At 60.3% G+C, this 14,655-nt stretch carries 15 protein-coding genes and 1 riboswitch; of the genes, 3 read left to right on the top strand and 12 right to left on the bottom strand.

Annotated elements, in window-relative coordinates; genetic code table 11:
• Nucleotides 1–2: 2 nt before the first annotated feature.
• From ABQ278_RS16475 to ABQ278_RS16485, 3 genes are all read right to left on the bottom strand, one after another.
• Entirely contained in the window at nucleotides 3–1,481 is a 1,479-nt protein-coding gene (locus ABQ278_RS16475; protein ID WP_349320560.1) for an NAD(P)-dependent oxidoreductase, read from the bottom strand.
• Nucleotides 1,482–1,847: 366 nt separating this feature from the next.
• On the bottom strand, nucleotides 1,848–3,158 hold the full coding sequence (locus ABQ278_RS16480) for an ammonium transporter (RefSeq protein WP_349320561.1): 1,311 nt from the start codon (nucleotides 3,156–3,158) through the stop codon (nucleotides 1,848–1,850).
• Between the two features lie 249 nt (nucleotides 3,159–3,407).
• Entirely contained in the window at nucleotides 3,408–4,568 is a 1,161-nt protein-coding gene (locus ABQ278_RS16485) for a DegT/DnrJ/EryC1/StrS aminotransferase family protein (RefSeq protein WP_349320562.1), read from the bottom strand.
• Between the two features lie 168 nt (nucleotides 4,569–4,736).
• Nucleotides 4,737–4,843: riboswitch (SAM-I-IV-variant riboswitch) on the top strand.
• Between the two features lie 43 nt (nucleotides 4,844–4,886).
• Here ABQ278_RS16485 and ABQ278_RS16490 point away from each other — a divergent pair.
• The 3 genes from ABQ278_RS16490 to ABQ278_RS16500 all read left to right on the top strand — a co-directional run bounded on the left by ABQ278_RS16490 (nucleotide 4,887) and on the right by ABQ278_RS16500 (nucleotide 7,500).
• Nucleotides 4,887–5,183 carry a hypothetical protein gene (locus ABQ278_RS16490; RefSeq protein WP_349320563.1) on the top strand — a complete coding sequence of 99 codons (297 nt, stop codon included), beginning with the start codon at nucleotides 4,887–4,889 and terminating at the stop codon, nucleotides 5,181–5,183.
• 155 nt (nucleotides 5,184–5,338) lie between these two features.
• Nucleotides 5,339–6,772, top strand: coding sequence for an aldehyde dehydrogenase family protein (locus tag ABQ278_RS16495; RefSeq protein WP_349320564.1), 1,434 nt, complete (start codon nucleotides 5,339–5,341; stop codon nucleotides 6,770–6,772).
• Between the two features lie 323 nt (nucleotides 6,773–7,095).
• A complete protein-coding gene (locus ABQ278_RS16500) occupies nucleotides 7,096–7,500 on the top strand; it encodes a hypothetical protein (protein WP_349320565.1) in 405 nt (134 codons plus the stop codon).
• On the opposite strand, the gene ABQ278_RS16505 is transcribed toward ABQ278_RS16500, so the two are convergent.
• The 9 genes from ABQ278_RS16505 to ABQ278_RS16545 form a co-directional block, all read right to left on the bottom strand.
• Nucleotides 7,490–8,752 carry a bifunctional diguanylate cyclase/phosphodiesterase gene (locus tag ABQ278_RS16505; RefSeq protein WP_349320566.1) on the bottom strand — a complete coding sequence of 421 codons (1,263 nt, stop codon included), beginning with the start codon at nucleotides 8,750–8,752 and terminating at the stop codon, nucleotides 7,490–7,492. The genes ABQ278_RS16500 and ABQ278_RS16505 overlap by 11 nt on opposite strands.
• Entirely contained in the window at nucleotides 8,679–9,326 is a 648-nt protein-coding gene (locus ABQ278_RS16510; RefSeq protein ID WP_349322183.1) for a CHASE4 domain-containing protein, read from the bottom strand. The genes ABQ278_RS16505 and ABQ278_RS16510 overlap by 74 nt, the downstream gene beginning before the upstream one ends.
• On the bottom strand, nucleotides 9,224–9,667 hold the full coding sequence (locus tag ABQ278_RS16515) for a hypothetical protein (protein WP_349320567.1): 444 nt from the start codon (nucleotides 9,665–9,667) through the stop codon (nucleotides 9,224–9,226). Before ABQ278_RS16515 ends, ABQ278_RS16510 begins: the two co-directional genes overlap by 103 nt.
• 86 nt (nucleotides 9,668–9,753) lie before the next feature.
• Nucleotides 9,754–10,236, bottom strand: coding sequence for a peptide-methionine (R)-S-oxide reductase MsrB (gene msrB / locus ABQ278_RS16520; RefSeq protein ID WP_349320568.1), 483 nt, complete (start codon nucleotides 10,234–10,236; stop codon nucleotides 9,754–9,756).
• Nucleotides 10,237–10,282: 46 nt separating this feature from the next.
• On the bottom strand, nucleotides 10,283–10,855 hold the full coding sequence (locus tag ABQ278_RS16525; protein WP_349320569.1) for a GNAT family N-acetyltransferase: 573 nt from the start codon (nucleotides 10,853–10,855) through the stop codon (nucleotides 10,283–10,285).
• Nucleotides 10,848–11,837 carry a UDP-2,4-diacetamido-2,4,6-trideoxy-beta-L-altropyranose hydrolase gene (gene pseG, locus ABQ278_RS16530; protein ID WP_349320570.1) on the bottom strand — a complete coding sequence of 330 codons (990 nt, stop codon included), beginning with the start codon at nucleotides 11,835–11,837 and terminating at the stop codon, nucleotides 10,848–10,850. Before pseG ends, ABQ278_RS16525 begins: the two co-directional genes overlap by 8 nt.
• Nucleotides 11,837–12,841 (bottom strand): ketoacyl-ACP synthase III, encoded by a 1,005-nt coding sequence (locus ABQ278_RS16535; RefSeq protein ID WP_349320571.1) that lies wholly within the window; start codon nucleotides 12,839–12,841, stop codon nucleotides 11,837–11,839. The genes pseG and ABQ278_RS16535 overlap by 1 nt, the downstream gene beginning before the upstream one ends.
• Complete coding sequence (locus tag ABQ278_RS16540) at nucleotides 12,841–13,587, bottom strand: SDR family oxidoreductase (protein ID WP_349320572.1); 747 nt, start codon at nucleotides 13,585–13,587, stop codon at nucleotides 12,841–12,843. Before ABQ278_RS16540 ends, ABQ278_RS16535 begins: the two co-directional genes overlap by 1 nt.
• Nucleotides 13,584–14,654, bottom strand: a complete 1,071-nt coding sequence (locus ABQ278_RS16545; protein ID WP_349320573.1) for an AMP-binding protein — start codon at nucleotides 14,652–14,654, stop codon at nucleotides 13,584–13,586. Before ABQ278_RS16545 ends, ABQ278_RS16540 begins: the two co-directional genes overlap by 4 nt.
• Nucleotide 14,655 lies beyond the last annotated feature (1 nt).

A 14,655-nucleotide genomic window follows, 5' to 3' on the forward strand; every position in this document is an offset into this window, starting at 1 on the left:
GATTATTCCGCAGCTCCCAGCGCGTAGGAGGAAGGCTCGCCATTGGCGTTGGCCGGTACAAGTAATTCGGTTTGGAGATAGTGGTGGATGTCAGCGGCGGCGTCCTGCCCCTCGCGGACAGCCCATACCACGAGCGACGCGCCACGGACGATATCGCCCGCCGCGAAGACGCCCTTGACGGTGGTGGCGAACTCACCGGCCATCACCTTGAGGGTGCCCCAGCGCGACACTTCGAGCTTGGGTTCATTGAACAGCACCGGCAGGTTTTCCGGCTCGAAACCGAGCGCCTCGATGATCAGGTCGGCGGGCAGGTCGGCTTCGTTGCCGTGGATGTCTTCGATGCCCTGACGACCTTGCGCGTCCGGCGTGGTCAGGCGCATGCGCTGGATCTTAAGGCCCGTTACCGTGTCGGCATCGCCGAGCACTGCTTTCGGGGCCGACAGCCACTCGAAGCGCACGCCTTCTTCTTCGGCATTGGAGACTTCGCGATCCGAACCCGGCATGTTGGCGCGGTCACGGCGATAGACGCAGGTCACCGACTTGGCGCCCTGACGGGTGGCGGTACGCACGCAATCCATGGCGGTGTCGCCGCCGCCGATAACGACAACGTGCTTGCCTTCGGCATTGAGGCGGCCATTGGCGAAATCTTCGATCTGATCGCCGAAACCGACCTTGTTGGCCGTGATCAGGTAATCGAGCGCGGCGACCACGCCCTTCGAACCACAGCCCGGCACCGACAGGCGGCGCGTCTTGTAGACGCCGGTGGCGATCAGGACGGCGTCATGCTTCTCGCGCAGTTCCTCAAACGTGATGTGATCGTCGGCGCCGATGTCGGTGTTCATGACGTATTCGACGCCCGAAGCGGCCAGGCGGTCGGTGCGGCGCGCCACGACGTGCTTTTCCAGCTTGAACGACGGGATACCGTAAACCAGAAGGCCGCCGGCGCGATCATAGCGGTCATAGATGGTGACCTTATAGCCTTGCGTGCGCAGACGGTCAGCGGCGGCGATGCCGGCCGGCCCCGCGCCGATAATGCCGATCGATTGCGAACGCTCGACTTCCGGCACGATCGGCTCGATCCAGCCGTTCTCAAAGGCCATATCGCCGAGATAGCGCTCTACGCTGCCGATGGTGACGTTCTGCCAGCCCGATTGTTCAAGCACGCAGGAGCCTTCGCACAGACGGTCCTGCGGGCAGATGCGGCCGCAGATTTCCGGCAGGGTCGAGGTCGCCGCCGACAGTTCCCACGCTTCCTGCGGGCGGCCTTCGGCGGTCAGGCGCAGCCAGTCGGGGATGTTGTTCGACAGGGGGCAGCCATGCTGACAGAAGGGCACGCCGCACTGGGCGCAGCGCGAGGCCTGATGCGAGGCCTGTGTCGGTTTGAAGTCGGCATAGATCTCGTTGAAATTCTCGATGCGTGTCTTCGCATCGGTTTTCGCCGGTGTCTTTTTGACTTCAATCACGAAACGGTTCGTATCCATCTCACTACCTTCTCACTCGAAGCGAGCCCAGCGGCCCAATACTCTTTAACAAGCGTGCTAAAAGCGCAAAACCCTTGCAAAGAAAAGTTCTAATCTCAATCCCGGCAAACGTTCGGCGGCTTTTTTACCACAGATGACATATTTGCCGTTGTTGTTTCTTTTATTACCAGCTCAAGCGCCACATGGCTCGGCGAAACCTCGCCTCTGACCACCTGGCCTTGCCGAAGCGAAAGCTTCGGAAGTCTATAACGCCTCAGGCCCTGACATGCGAACCCCCTCGGCTGACCTCGTGACCGCCCGTTTCCGGGTGGGTCTCTGGTCAATCGCGAGGGGGAAAACTCAGTCCAGCCTTTCAGCCTTTTGGTTTTATCCGTGCAGGGTCTCCCCGTGCTGCGATTGATCGAGACCCTCGATCTCCTCTTCCTCTGTTACGCGAAGGCCTGTTGTGTATTTGCAGACCATGAGGATAAGGAAGGTAACAAGAGCGCTCCAGCCGATGACCACCACAAGGCCAATCAACTGTTTGAGCACGGTGGCGTGGGCCGCCGCGTCGCCTGTATTTATCGTTGTGTCGACGAAAACCGCCGTCAGCAGGGCGCCAACGAAACCGCCGATGCCGTGTACACCGAAGGCGTCTAGGCTGTCATCGTAGCGGAACATGTTCTTGACGTAAGTCGTGCCAAAATAGCAGGCCACGCCGGTGAGGAGGCCGATGGCCAGGGCGCCGGTCGGGTTGACGAAGCCAGCAGCCGGGGTGATGCCGACAAGACCGGCTACGAGACCGGAGACCATGCCGAGCAGGGTCGGCTGCTTGCGCTCGATCCATTCGGGAATGATCCAGCCGACCGCGCCGGTCATGGCGGCGACGATGGTGTTGAGCATGGCCACGCTCGCCAGCGAATCCGCCGTCCATTCCGAACCGGCGTTAAAGCCGATCCAGCCGACCAGCAGCATGGAGGCGCCGATCATGGTGTAGGCAAGGTTATGCGGGGCCATGTTGTCACGGCCGAACCCCTTGCGCTTGCCGATGACCAGACAGGCGACCAGACCGGCGACACCGGAATTGACGTGCACCACGGCGCCGCCGGCGAAATCGAGCACGCCCATGGCGCCCAGGAAACCACCGCCCCACACCCAGTGACAGACCGGCGCATAGACCAGCACGCTCCACAGGGCGACAAACAGCACAAACGCGGAAAACTTCATGCGCTCGGCGATCGCACCGGCGATCAGGGCCGGCGTGATGATGGCGAAGGTCATCTGATAGGCGACCCAGAGATATTCCGGCAGGTGCGGCGCGGCGCTATAGGCCGTGTCAGGCTTGACGCCATTCAGCAGGGCGACATCAAAACCGCCGATGAACTTGTTGATGAAGCTGGCCGCATCACCACCGCCGACGCCAAACGCGAAGCTGTAGCCGATGAAGATCCAGATCACCGAGGCGATCACCGAGGTGGCGACCGATTGGGCGAGCGTCGAGAGCAGGTTCTTCTTGCGCACCATGCCGCCGTAAAACAGCGCCAGCCCCGGCAGGGTCATGAACAGCACGAGGCAGGTGGCGACCAGCATCCAGGCGGTATCGCCGGCGCTGAGATCGAGCACAGCCTGATGCGCCAGCAGTACGGGCTTCGCCGCCTCTGCCGTTGCCGCCGCTGCACTGACCTGTAATATCGCCATATGGTTTTAGCCTCTTAGTATTGCAAAGCCCGGCTCTTTACGCAGCACACCGTTTTTCAGCGCACGGACTTTTCATCCATGTGTGTGCACACGCGAGATCGAGGGTATTTTTTGTCCATAGCGGAAGATTGCCGCGATTAAAAGACAAATTTTTCCGCAAAGCCAACTCATTTTGAGAAATTTTCCGACCCCATGGCAAAATACCGCGCCCGACCGTCATGTTGCTCAAGAATCGCGTCAGTTTGCTTTTCAGCCCTCAAACGACAACACGGCCGCGACGATCTCATCCTGTGTGGCCGCATCGAGATAGGGGCTGAACGGCAGGCTGATCACGGTCTTCGACTTGGCCTCCGAGACCGCCAGATCGCCGGTGCCAGAGGTGAACATGCTGTAGCCCGGCTGCTGATGCAGCGGAATCGGATAATAGACCGCCGACGGCACGCCCTTTTCGCGCAGGTGCAACTGCAGCGCGTCGCGGTTGGCGTGCTCGATGGTGTATTGCGCCCAGGTCGAGACATAACCTTCCTTCACGTGCGGCACCGAGATCACCTTGCCCCCCAGCAGCTCATTATAACGCCTCGCCACATTCTGGCGCAGGGCGATTTCCTCGGCGAAGATGTTGAGTTTTTCGATCAGCACAGCCGCCTGGATGGTATCGAGGCGCGAATTCATGCCGATGCGGACATTGAGGTACTTGGCCTCGTGGGTGTAATTCATGGTCGCCGCGTCGGTGGCGGTGGCGCCGCCGTGGACGCGGAACGACACCAAGCGCTCCATCAGGGCGTCGTCATTGGTGGCGACCGCGCCGCCATCACCATAACAGCCCAGCGGCTTGGCCGGATAGAAGCTGGTCGCCGTCGCCACGCACCATTCCAGCGGCTGCTTGCCCTCGATGGTGCAGCCAAAGCCCTGTGCCGAGTTGCAGATCAGATGGAGGCCGTACTTTTTGGCAATGACCGAAAGCGCCGGATAATCGGCCGGCTGACCAAACAGATCAACAGCGATGATGGCGGCGGGCTTAAGGCGGCCCTCTTTTAGCACAGCCTCGATGGACGCTTCCAGCTTGACCGGATCGATATTGTAGGTGTCGGCCTGGATATCGACGAACACCGGCTCGGCGCCGGTCATCGGCACGACTTCAGCGGTGGCAACAAAGGTAAAAGCCGGCACGAACACGGCATCGCCCTTACCGACACCCAATCCCAGAAGGATCAGCTCGATAGCATCGGTGCCGTTGGCGCAGGACAGGGTGTGCTTCGAGCCGGCGAAGGCCGACATATTGGCCTCGAAGCTGCGCACCTCAGGCCCCATGATATAGGCGCCGTGCTTGATCACCTTGAGGACAGCCTCCTCGATCTTCGCGCCGATACGTTCGCGCTGGATACCGAGGTCGATAAACGGAATTGCCATGATACTTGAACCTTGAAGCTGCCCGCCCGCCTGAATGTTGTGAGCGGCCAGTTGCCTTTAAAGCGCCCAAGGATTCAATGCACCTCAAAAGACATTACCCAAGGTTTCAGTAAAGCTTAACATCGTATACGATTTTAGTTGATATCGACGCGCGAGCCAGCTATAGGGAGCGAGCATCAAGAGCGGATCACCTCCGCGCCAACCTGCCTTCCCCGGCAAGGTGGCGGCTCCTCAAAGAGCGATGCGGCCGATGTCCGGCAACGAAACGGGATCTATCCAGCCTCCCTTTCGAGACCTTCATGCTTATGGGCCTGAAACTTGAACGCGCACGTCTCCTTCACCGAACCCGACGACGATCTGGCCCGCGATGTTTTCGCCAGCCTCAGCCACATCGTTTCCCTCACCACGCTGTCTCCTTTTGACATCGACAGCACAGTCAGCCGCATGGGTTTGGCTATAAGCCGCTTGCAGCAATATAGGCTGAGTGGCGCTTACCAGCATCGCTTTCGCGTGAGCGGCTTGACGCCCGGGGAAGCCCGTCGCATGACCGACCGGCTGGCGCACCTGCCCGGCGTCGCCGGAGCGCAGGTTGAACACCTGATCAGCCGTGTATAATTTCAAAATCTACGGCCTCTGCCGATGACAAACCACTATTGTCTGACTATATAGAGGCGCACAACATTCCCTTGTGAGCGCTACCACAACGGCCTATAGAGCCGTCCCAGTGCTTGCTTCATAACGCCACACACATCCTCAGGAGAGCTTCGGCCATGACCACTAAAGGCAATCTGATCAACGGCGAATGGGTCGTCATCGACAAGACCTTCAACGACATCAACCCTTCGGACACCAACGACATCGTCGGCACCTATTCGACAGCGGGTGAAGCCGAGGTCTCGGCCGCCATCGCCGCGGCGAAGGAAGCTTATCTGACCTGGCAGTTCTCGACGCCGCAACAGCGCTTCGATGTGCTCGACAACGCCGGCACCGAAATCCTCGCCCGCAAGGCCGAACTCGGCGCGCTGTTGTCGCGCGAAGAAGGCAAGACCCTGCCGGAAGGTATCGGCGAAGTCACCCGCGCCGGTCACATCTTCAAGTATTTTGCCGGTGAAGCCCTGCGCGCCCATGGCGAAGTGCTCGATTCCGTCCGTCCTGGCGTCAAGGTGGAAATCACCCGCGAGCCGGTCGGCGTCATTGGCCTGATCTGCCCGTGGAACTTCCCCATCGCCATCCCGGCCTGGAAGATGGCCCCGGCCATCGCTTTCGGCAACACGGTTGTCTGCAAGCCTGCCGAACTGACCCCCGCCTGTGCGTGGGAACTGGCCGACATCCTCAACCGCGCCGGCCTGCCCAAGGGCGTGCTGAACGTGGTCTTCGCCCGTGGCTCGGTCGCCGGCCCGCTGCTGATCGACGGCTGTGACGCCATCTCCTTCACCGGCTCCGTGCCCACCGGCACCCGCGTCCGTGATCAGGCCGTGGCCAAGGGCAAGCGCGTCCAGTGCGAAATGGGCGGCAAGAACCCCGTCGTCGTGCTCGATGACGCCGACCTCAACATCGCCGTCAATTCGGTGCTGAACTCGTCCTTCTTCTCCTCCGGTCACCGCTGCACGGCCTCGTCGCGCATCATCGTCACCGAAGGCATCGCCGACCAGTTCGTCGCCAAGCTTGCCGAAGCCGCCAAGGCCATCAAGGTCGGCGACAGCAGAGCTGACGGCGTCCAGATGGGCCCGATCGCTTCGCAGGAACAACTCACCATCGCCCGTGACGCGGTCGCCAAGGCCAAGGCTGAAGGCGGCGTGGTGCTCTCCGGCGGCGAAGACCTGACCTTTGGCACCCCCGGCTACTATTACGCCCCGACCCTGATCGACAAGACCACCCCGGACATGTCGATCAACAAGGAAGAGGTCTTCGGACCGGTCGCCTCGGTCATCCGCGTCAAGGATCTCGAAGAAGCCATCAAGGTCGCCAACGACACCGAGTTCGGTCTGTCGGCAGGCATCTGCACCTCGTCGCTGAAGTCGGCCGAAACCTTCAAGCGCCGTTCGGAAGCCGGCATGGTCATGGTCAATCTGCCGACCGCCGGTGTTGACTACCACGTCCCGTTCGGTGGCCGTAAGGGTTCCAGCTTCGGCCCGCGCGAACAAGGCGCGTACGCCAAGGAATTCTACACCATCGTGAAGACGGCTTATCAGTTCGCCGGCTAAACCGTCCGAACACGGATAAAGTGAAAAGCGGCTCCGAAAGGGGCCGCTTTTTTATTGTTCGATTTTGAAAATAATTGTCGGCGCGTCACCAGAATGAGCAAGTAGCCAATACAGTTGCCTCTCCCACACATTTCGCACTATCAATTATCTCTTTCAAACATCAGAGAATATTCCCTCGACGGTTAAAAAACCTGGCCAATAAGGCAACATTACACCTCTTATTCCGCCATAGACCATCGAATCGAATGTTCGCATATCCCTGCCATCTTCACGCAATTTAGGATACAGTAACCTACTTCCCATTCTCCAGAAAGGCTTGTCCCATGTCCGCCTTCTTCCCGTGGTTAGACCCGAACAACTGGCCATCCATTGCGCCAGCCAATCTCAATCAGCCGATCCTGCCAGGCTGGTCGTTCTTCACCGTTAATGAAAGTAATTCCTCGGCGCCGGATACGGAACGTCGCATCGTTTCGCAGGACTCCTACGGTCGCCAGATCGGCCGCCTGATGGACGTTGTCGACGTGCTGGTTAAGGAAGCCGAGAAGGTCAATCCAACGCTGAAGGATGACACCCGCGTTAAAGCCCTGGAAGAGCTAAAAGGCCGAATTGACCTCGCTAAACAGGCGGCTCAGGCGGCACGTCAGGATCGCTTAATCGAAGACCTTCTGGCTTTGAAAGACAAGGACAAGGATAGGTTTGCGGCCGTGATGGCCGCCGTCAGGCCGTAAGCTTGTCCGCGCTCGCTTTTTCGCACCACTCCAGCACCTCCGCAAGCGGTTTCGGGCGGCTGTAGTAAAAGCCCTGCAGGTACTGACAGCCGGCCAGTTTCAGCAGGCGCACATGGTCCTCCGTCTCGACGCCCTCGGCCGTCACCGAGATATGCAGGGCCTGGGCGATAGCCACCGTGCCGGCCACAAGCGCGGCCGCCTGCGGATCGCGGTCCACCGTTCCCGCCAGAGACTTGTCGATCTTGATCTTGTCGAAGGCATAACGGCGCAGATAGCCGATGCTCGAATAACCGGTGCCGAAATCATCCAGCGCCATCGAAACCCCCAGCGCCTTGAGATTGGCGATGGCGGCGACAGCCCGCGCAGGATTTTCGATCAGGTAGCCTTCCGTCACTTCCAGCTCCAGCCGTTCCACCGGGAAACCTGTCTCTTCCAGCGTTTTTGCCACCTTGGCCTCAAGCTCCGGATCGCGGAACTGCGCCGGCGACAAGTTGACGCTCAGGCGCAAACCCGGCACGGCGCCGAGATCGAGACAGGCCTTCCGCAGCACGAACTGGCCCAGCGGATGGATCAGGCCGCTGCACTCGGCGACATCGATAAACTGGTCCGGCATCATCGCCCCTTCGGGGCGTCGCGGCCAGCGCACCAGCGCCTCGACGCTGCTGATCACACCGCTGCGGGCCTCGACGATCGGCTGATAGACAACATCGAATTCGTCATTTTCCAGACCTTTACGAATACCATCCTCGATCTCGGTCTTGCGCAGGCGCTCGGCATCGAGCGTGGCGTCGTAGAGGGTAATGCGGTTCTTGCCGGCGCTCTTGGACTCATACATCGCCATATCGGCACGGCGGAACAGTTCCTCGCTACGCACCGCCTTGATATCCGCCGTGGCGACGCCGATACTGGCGCCAACCTGCAGACTGCGTTCGTCTATATGGACGGGCCGCGCGAAAAAATCGAGGACACTCTGGGCAAAATCCAGGGAGGGCTTCATGGCCTCGGACCCTGTCAGCACCATGGCGAATTCGTCACCGCCCATGCGCGCCAGCATGGCGCCGGGCGGCAGCTTGCTTTTCAGCATCGCCGCCACCATCACAATAAGCTTGTCACCGATGGCGTGACCGTAAATATCATTGACCTCCTTGAAGCCATCGAGATCGAGATAAACGACGGTCTTATAGACCGAAGACCCGCCGAATTCTGGATTTCTGCACCAGTTCGAACAGCGCCCGGCGATTGGGCAGGCCACTCAGGCCATCGGTCAGGGCCAGGGTCCGCGCCAGTTTCTCGCTCTTGGCCATTTTATAGAGGGCAAAAGCGCTGACCAAAACAAAGATCAGGATAATCAGCGCCGTAACGCCCGCGACTTGGCGAATACTGCCGGACGCCGCACGCGCAGCCTCCTTGCCGGGCCGGCGCTCCGTCCAGGTCAGTTGGCCAATCTTGCCGGCCTCGCCACGCAAAGCATAAGCCGGCGCAACCTGTTCCGCCGCCGGGGCCAGACGCAAACCGGCCAGCCCAAAGGTCTCGCTCATCGCGCTGAGTTTGGCCGGTGTCAGGTGGCGCGTCATGACCAGATAACGCCGCACGGTGCCCAGATTGGCAATGCCGGAATCCGAACGCCGGATCAGGGTGATGGCGACCAGAGCCGGGCCTGAACGGGTTTTGGAAAAGCCTGTCACCACGCCCTTGCCGTCGCGCAACAGGGCGCCATTGTGCTCTACCTGCGCTTTGAAGTCCTTGCCGAAACGCTCCAGCCCGCCGCGCATATAGGCCTTGCCGCGCGATGCCCCCCACAGGATGCGGTATTGTTCATCAAGGATATAGACGCCGTCATAACCGTTGCGATCGCTGGCCTTGCCGCCCAGGTCGACCGCAGCCATTGCGTTTCAAGACCGCGGCCATAGATCTGTTCCTGACCACCGTTCCACACAGCATTGTCCAGCAGGGTTTCGGTCAGGCTGGCGGTCTGGGTCGTGAGGGCGGCCTGCGCCGTTTCCTGCGCCCGGTGGGTATCAATATCGTTGGTCTTCTCGGTGACGATCGCCAGCGACGTATGGAGCAGCACCATCACGGCCATCACCAGAACGATACCGGACACGAACACCAGCGTGAACAGGGTCCGCGCCTTAAGATTGACAACCCATTGCAACAGCTTCTGCATGTGCACCTATCCCTCAGAAGAGAGATAGTATGCTGTGCAAACGTGAATTTCTTACTTACAAGCGGTATGCGGGTATTTCAGGGTTTTCAGAGCTTGAGCACGTCGCCCTCGGGTGCCCCACGGCCCAGGCGGTCCGGCAGGGGCTGGCCTTCAGGAATGAACTCCATCGCCACAGAATTCAAACAGTAACGCAGGCCGGTGGGCCTTGGGCCGTCTTCAAAGACATGGCCAAGGTGTGAATCGCAGCGGGCGCAGCGGATTTCGATCCGCGTCATGCCATGAGAGCGGTCGACAATGTTGCGGATGTGATCCTTGTCGATGCCTTGATAAAAGCTTGGCCAGCCGGAGCCCGAATGGAACTTGGCGTGGCTGTCGAAGAGCGGCAGGTCGCAGAGATTGCAGACATAGGCGCCCTCGTCTTCGTATTCATCGAACTTGCCGCAGAAGGCCGGTTCGGTGCCGGCATTGAGCAGGATCCGGCGGGCTTCCGGATCAAGCCGCGCGGCCAGTTGCTGCTTTTGCTCTGCCGTGGGCGGGGTGAGGTCGAAACCGAGCGAAGATTTGGTCATCCAGACTTACCTTTCTTCTCCCGTCCTTTTACAGGTGGGAGGAAACTTACTGCTCCCTATATACGGTCTCCTCGCCCCACCAGTTATCCTTGTGCGGAAATTTTTTGCGAAAATCCGCCCAGTGCGCCGCCGACAGCTCGAAAATATGCAGGTCGTGGCGCACGCCGTCCTTCAGGGCGTGATCCTTCAACACACCGACATGGCGATAGCCGTTAAACTGCTGAAGGCGCACGGTGCGCTCGTTCCAGGCCACGACATGGTTGACGATCTTGTGCAGCCCCATCGTGACGAAGGCATGGTTGAGCGTGCCAACGAAGTTATAGATGGTCAGTTCTTTGGGCGCGGCCGCATCACCGACATAGACCCCGATTTCCCCAATGCCGGAAGCCCGGTCGGTGACGGTAATCGACGCATAGCCGACGTCGCGGCCTTCGATCTGGATAATACAGTGCTGATAATCGTCACGCGCGTTGCAGCGCTCGATCCAGGCTTTCTGGCGCTCGATATCGTAGGGCACATCGGTCAGCATATATTGCGTGATATGCGGCGCGGTGCGCCAGTCGAGCAGCATCTGGGCGTCATCGGGTGTGATACGGCGGTAGCTGAGAAAACTATACATGGCGCAAGGCCTCCACAATTCGGCGCGGCCCTTCACCATCGACCACGGCATGAGCGTTACGGGCGATCTCGGCCAGACGCGCCGGGTCATCCAGCAGCGCCTTGACCTGCGCACCGAGATCATCGGGTAGTCCGGCGCGCGCATCGATTACCGGATAGGGGCAGGCCTTCAGCGCCGCGGCCTGATTGTCATAGACCACCAGAACCAGCGCCGGCAGGCCCATGGCCGCCACCTCGCCGACACTCCCGCCCGCCGCCGTGATCACCAGGGCGCTGCCAGCCAAAACCCTTGCTACACTTGGGGGAGACGCGTAGAGGCGATATCGTTCTAACTTTTGTTCTAATTTTGTTAGATCGTTTGTATGAACATTGGCGGGACCCGCGATTGTCCTCACGTGGACACTTTCTATGTTTCGATAGATCCCTTCTATACAAAGGCTTGTGAGCTGTGAAGGGTCGCTGCCGCCAAACATGATGGTGACAAACGGTGCCTCCGCGCTAACCGGACAGGCTTGGGTGAACTCTTTGCGGATCAGGGCATAGTCAGGACCGAGCCTTAGCCTTGCGCGTGTTTTTCGCTTGTAATCCGCCGGTTTCGCCGCCTGCGCCGGATTGATCAGCAGGTCGCAATCGAAGCGTTCGAGCACATTGAGATCATCCACGACGGCTACACGCACGGCCTGGCTTTGCAGGGCGATATAGTCCTCAGTAGCGGCATAGCCATCGATCAGCAGCCAATCCTTGCGCGTCAAATCCAGTGCCGCCATACCCATGAAATCGGCGGCGCTGCCCAAAGAACCATCGATGCGCACACCTTTGGCGCCGATCTCTTCCAGCCGCGCCATGACCGCCTCACCCAGTTCATTGAGCAGGAAGGTGACCTCGATGCCTTGGGCTCGTGCTTCTTCGGCAATGGCGAAACAGCGCATGAAATGGCCAAGGCCGATCTGGGTCGAGGCTTCGGTGCGAATAAACAGCCGCATCAGGCCACCCGGATGATATCGTGACAGAGCGGCGCCTCGGTTTGCCACACCGCCGTCGACCAGGACCAGCCAACGCCGAAACCGCACAACAGCAAGGTGAGCTGCGGGGCCGCGGCCACCTTGCTCAGATGATCGCACAGCGCCAAAGGGATCGAGGTCGATGTGGTATTGCCGAAATCACGCACGGCATAAACCAGTTGGTCCTCGCGCGCCTTAATCTTCTGGCCGAGCGTTTTCAGCATTATGGCGTTCGCCTGATGCAGCACCACGTAGTCCATATCGCCCATGGTCTTGCCGGCCTCATGGAGCGCGCGTTCAATCGAAGGCGCCACCTGCTTGAGCGAGAACGCCATGACCTGTGTGCCGTCCATGAAGAGTTCCGGCGCGCCAGGCTCAGCCAGACCGCCGGTTTTTGAGATCAGATAGGGCGCACCGGAGCCATCGGAACCCAGGTCAAACGCGATCTGTCCGTGCTCGGAAAGTTCGAGCGCCGTCACCGCCACGGCGTCACCAAACAAAGGCGCCAGCGCACGATTCAACTCCGAAATCATATGCGAGGTAATATCGCCCGTCACCAGAAGCGCGCGCCGGATGTTGCCGGACTGCATCATCGCGTGGGCGACCGAAAGCCCGTAGACATAGCCGGAACAGCCCAGGCTGATATCGAAAGCCGCGGTCGATTTGGCCAATCCCAACCTGTTTTGCAGCAAGCTGGCGGTGCCGGGCAGCGGATAATCGGGCGTTTGAGTCACCACGATCAGCAGATCGATGCTGTCCGGCGTCCAGCCCAGCCTTTCCAGCAGCACCACAGCCGCGGCCTCACCCAACTGGCTGACCGTATGACGATCAGCGACCGGACGGCGCTCGATGCCCGTGGCGGCCATGATCTTGGCCATGGTTTCGGCGCCAAAACTGGCCGCCAGGTCGGCGTTCTCGCTGACAGCCTCCGGCATTGCGGTAACGATCCCGCACAGTTTCGGGGCTCTGGCTGTGAAACTGACCATCAGGACGTGAGTCCCCCGTCAACCACCAGGGTTTGCCCCGTGATAAAGCCGGCCTCTTCGGACAGCAGGAAGCGCACCAGATGAACGATATCGGCCAGCTCGCACAACCGGCCAAGGGGGGTGCGGCGGACAATCTGGTCGAGTTGCCGGTCGTCCAGACCTTCGGACAGCGCCGTCTTCATATAGCCCGGCGCTACCGAATTGACCGTGATGCCGATGCGTCCGACCTCACGCGACAAGGCGCGGGAAAAGCCATCCAGGCCAGCCTTGGACGCCGCGTAGGCGCTCAGGCCCGTGTAGCCGCGCAGGCCCGTGATCGAGGAAATATTGATGATGCGACCGGGTTTGCGAGTCTTCATCATGCGCCGCAGGGCTGACCGCGCCAGACAGATCGCGCCGGTCAGATTGACCTGCAGGACGCGCTCTATGTCGCTGACCGGCAGGGTGGACAGGATGCCTTCGACCGACATGCCGGCATTATTGACCACGCCCCATAGGCGCTGACCGTCAAAGGCCGCGACCGCGCTGCTGACAAAGGCCTCGATGGCTGTTGTATCGGCCATATCGACCGCCTGCCAGACGAACTTGCCACCATGGACATCCTTCAGCGCCTGCAAATCCTCGCCAAAGGTGGTGCTGCAACCGGCCACGCCATAGCCCTGCGCCAGCAGGTCGCGAGCCAGCGCCAGACCCAGGCCCCGGCTGACGCCGCTGACGATCAGCCATTTGTGCGGAAGCTCATTCATACGGACCTCGATTTCTTGCCGGTGGCGCTGATATCGAGCGCGTCGACATAGCGCAGGCTGACCGGACGCTGCGCACGCGGCAGCCCCTGCAAGTGTGCCTTGATTTGCGCTTCATCAAAACCGGAATCTGGCTTGAGCACGATATCCGCCACCAGCACATGACCTGTGATGGGATTAGGCCTCGCTGAAACGCGCACATCTTGTATGAACGAAAGTTCTAACAGGCATGATTCCACCGCTTCCGGATAGACCTTGACACCGCCCACATTGACCATGGCGTCGCGGCGCCCCCTGAAGAGAACACGATTTGGCGTCAGTTCGACAATATCGCCGGTATCGAGCCCTTTCACTTCGAGCGTTTCCTGTTCGGTGACGGACAGATCATCGTTCAGCCAGTCGCGCGGAAAACCGGCCAGACCGTCCTGTACCGAAAAGACGGTGCCGGCCTCGGTCGTGGCGTAGATATGACGCAGATGTGCCTGCGGGAAGCGCGCTTTCACAGCATCCAGCAGGGTCTGATCGGCCGCCTCACCGCCCAGGGTCACGCTTTTGAGGGGCAGCGATCGGTCACCGAGCGCCATGAGGAAGGCGCGCCAGAAGGTCGGCGTGCCGGAGATATGCGTGGCCTGTTCCGCCACCGCCAGATCGGCCAGATCGGCTATGCTGGCACCATGGCCCGGTGCGATCAGGATATGGCCACCGGCCATAGCGGTGAGGATCACCTGAAGGCCGGCAAAACTTCCCGGATGAAAGGTCAGGAGCCAGCGCGCCCTGTCACCACCGGCCCTGATCCGTGCTTTCAGACGGTCGCGGCTATGCCCCACCCATTTCGGCGCGCCGGTCGTACCGGACGTCTGCAGCCACACCTTATCCTCGGCGACTTGCGGCAACGGCACCGAGGCGTCGCGCACCACGAAAACATCGCCGGTTCCCAGAAGCGCAGCGACCACACCCTTTACACCCGTTTTCGCAACCTCGACGACCGACTCGCCATCCGGGCGTAAATCGTCGCTCGAAAGCGTATGATCACCTTCGATCAGGGTGAAACCGGGGTTCAGGGCGTCCATT

The organism is Asticcacaulis sp. MM231 (assembly GCF_964186625.1).
Classification (GTDB): domain Bacteria; phylum Pseudomonadota; class Alphaproteobacteria; order Caulobacterales; family Caulobacteraceae; genus Asticcacaulis.

Bases quoted from the DNA above. Each gene is read 5' to 3' on its own strand.
- ABQ278_RS16540 (WP_349320572.1), bottom strand. From the start codon at position 13,587: ATGAATGAGCTTCCGCACAAATGGCTGATCGTCAGCGGCGTCAGCCGG.
- ABQ278_RS16480 (WP_349320561.1), bottom strand. From the start codon at position 3,158: ATGGCGATATTACAGGTCAGTGCAGCGGCGGCAACGGCAGAGGCGGCG.
- ABQ278_RS16535 (WP_349320571.1), bottom strand. From the start codon at position 12,841: ATGGTCAGTTTCACAGCCAGAGCCCCGAAACTGTGCGGGATCGTTACC.
- ABQ278_RS16475 (WP_349320560.1), bottom strand. From the start codon at position 1,481: ATGGATACGAACCGTTTCGTGATTGAAGTCAAAAAGACACCGGCGAAA.
- pseG (WP_349320570.1), bottom strand. From the start codon at position 11,837: ATGCGGCTGTTTATTCGCACCGAAGCCTCGACCCAGATCGGCCTTGGC.
- ABQ278_RS16485 (WP_349320562.1), bottom strand. From the start codon at position 4,568: ATGGCAATTCCGTTTATCGACCTCGGTATCCAGCGCGAACGTATCGGC.
- msrB (WP_349320568.1), bottom strand. From the start codon at position 10,236: ATGACCAAATCTTCGCTCGGTTTCGACCTCACCCCGCCCACGGCAGAG.
- ABQ278_RS16500 (WP_349320565.1), top strand. From the start codon at position 7,096: ATGTCCGCCTTCTTCCCGTGGTTAGACCCGAACAACTGGCCATCCATT.
- ABQ278_RS16545 (WP_349320573.1), bottom strand. From the start codon at position 14,654: ATGGACGCCCTGAACCCCGGTTTCACCCTGATCGAAGGTGATCATACG.
- ABQ278_RS16525 (WP_349320569.1), bottom strand. From the start codon at position 10,855: ATGTATAGTTTTCTCAGCTACCGCCGTATCACACCCGATGACGCCCAG.
- ABQ278_RS16495 (WP_349320564.1), top strand. From the start codon at position 5,339: ATGACCACTAAAGGCAATCTGATCAACGGCGAATGGGTCGTCATCGAC.
- ABQ278_RS16515 (WP_349320567.1), bottom strand. From the start codon at position 9,667: ATGCAGAAGCTGTTGCAATGGGTTGTCAATCTTAAGGCGCGGACCCTG.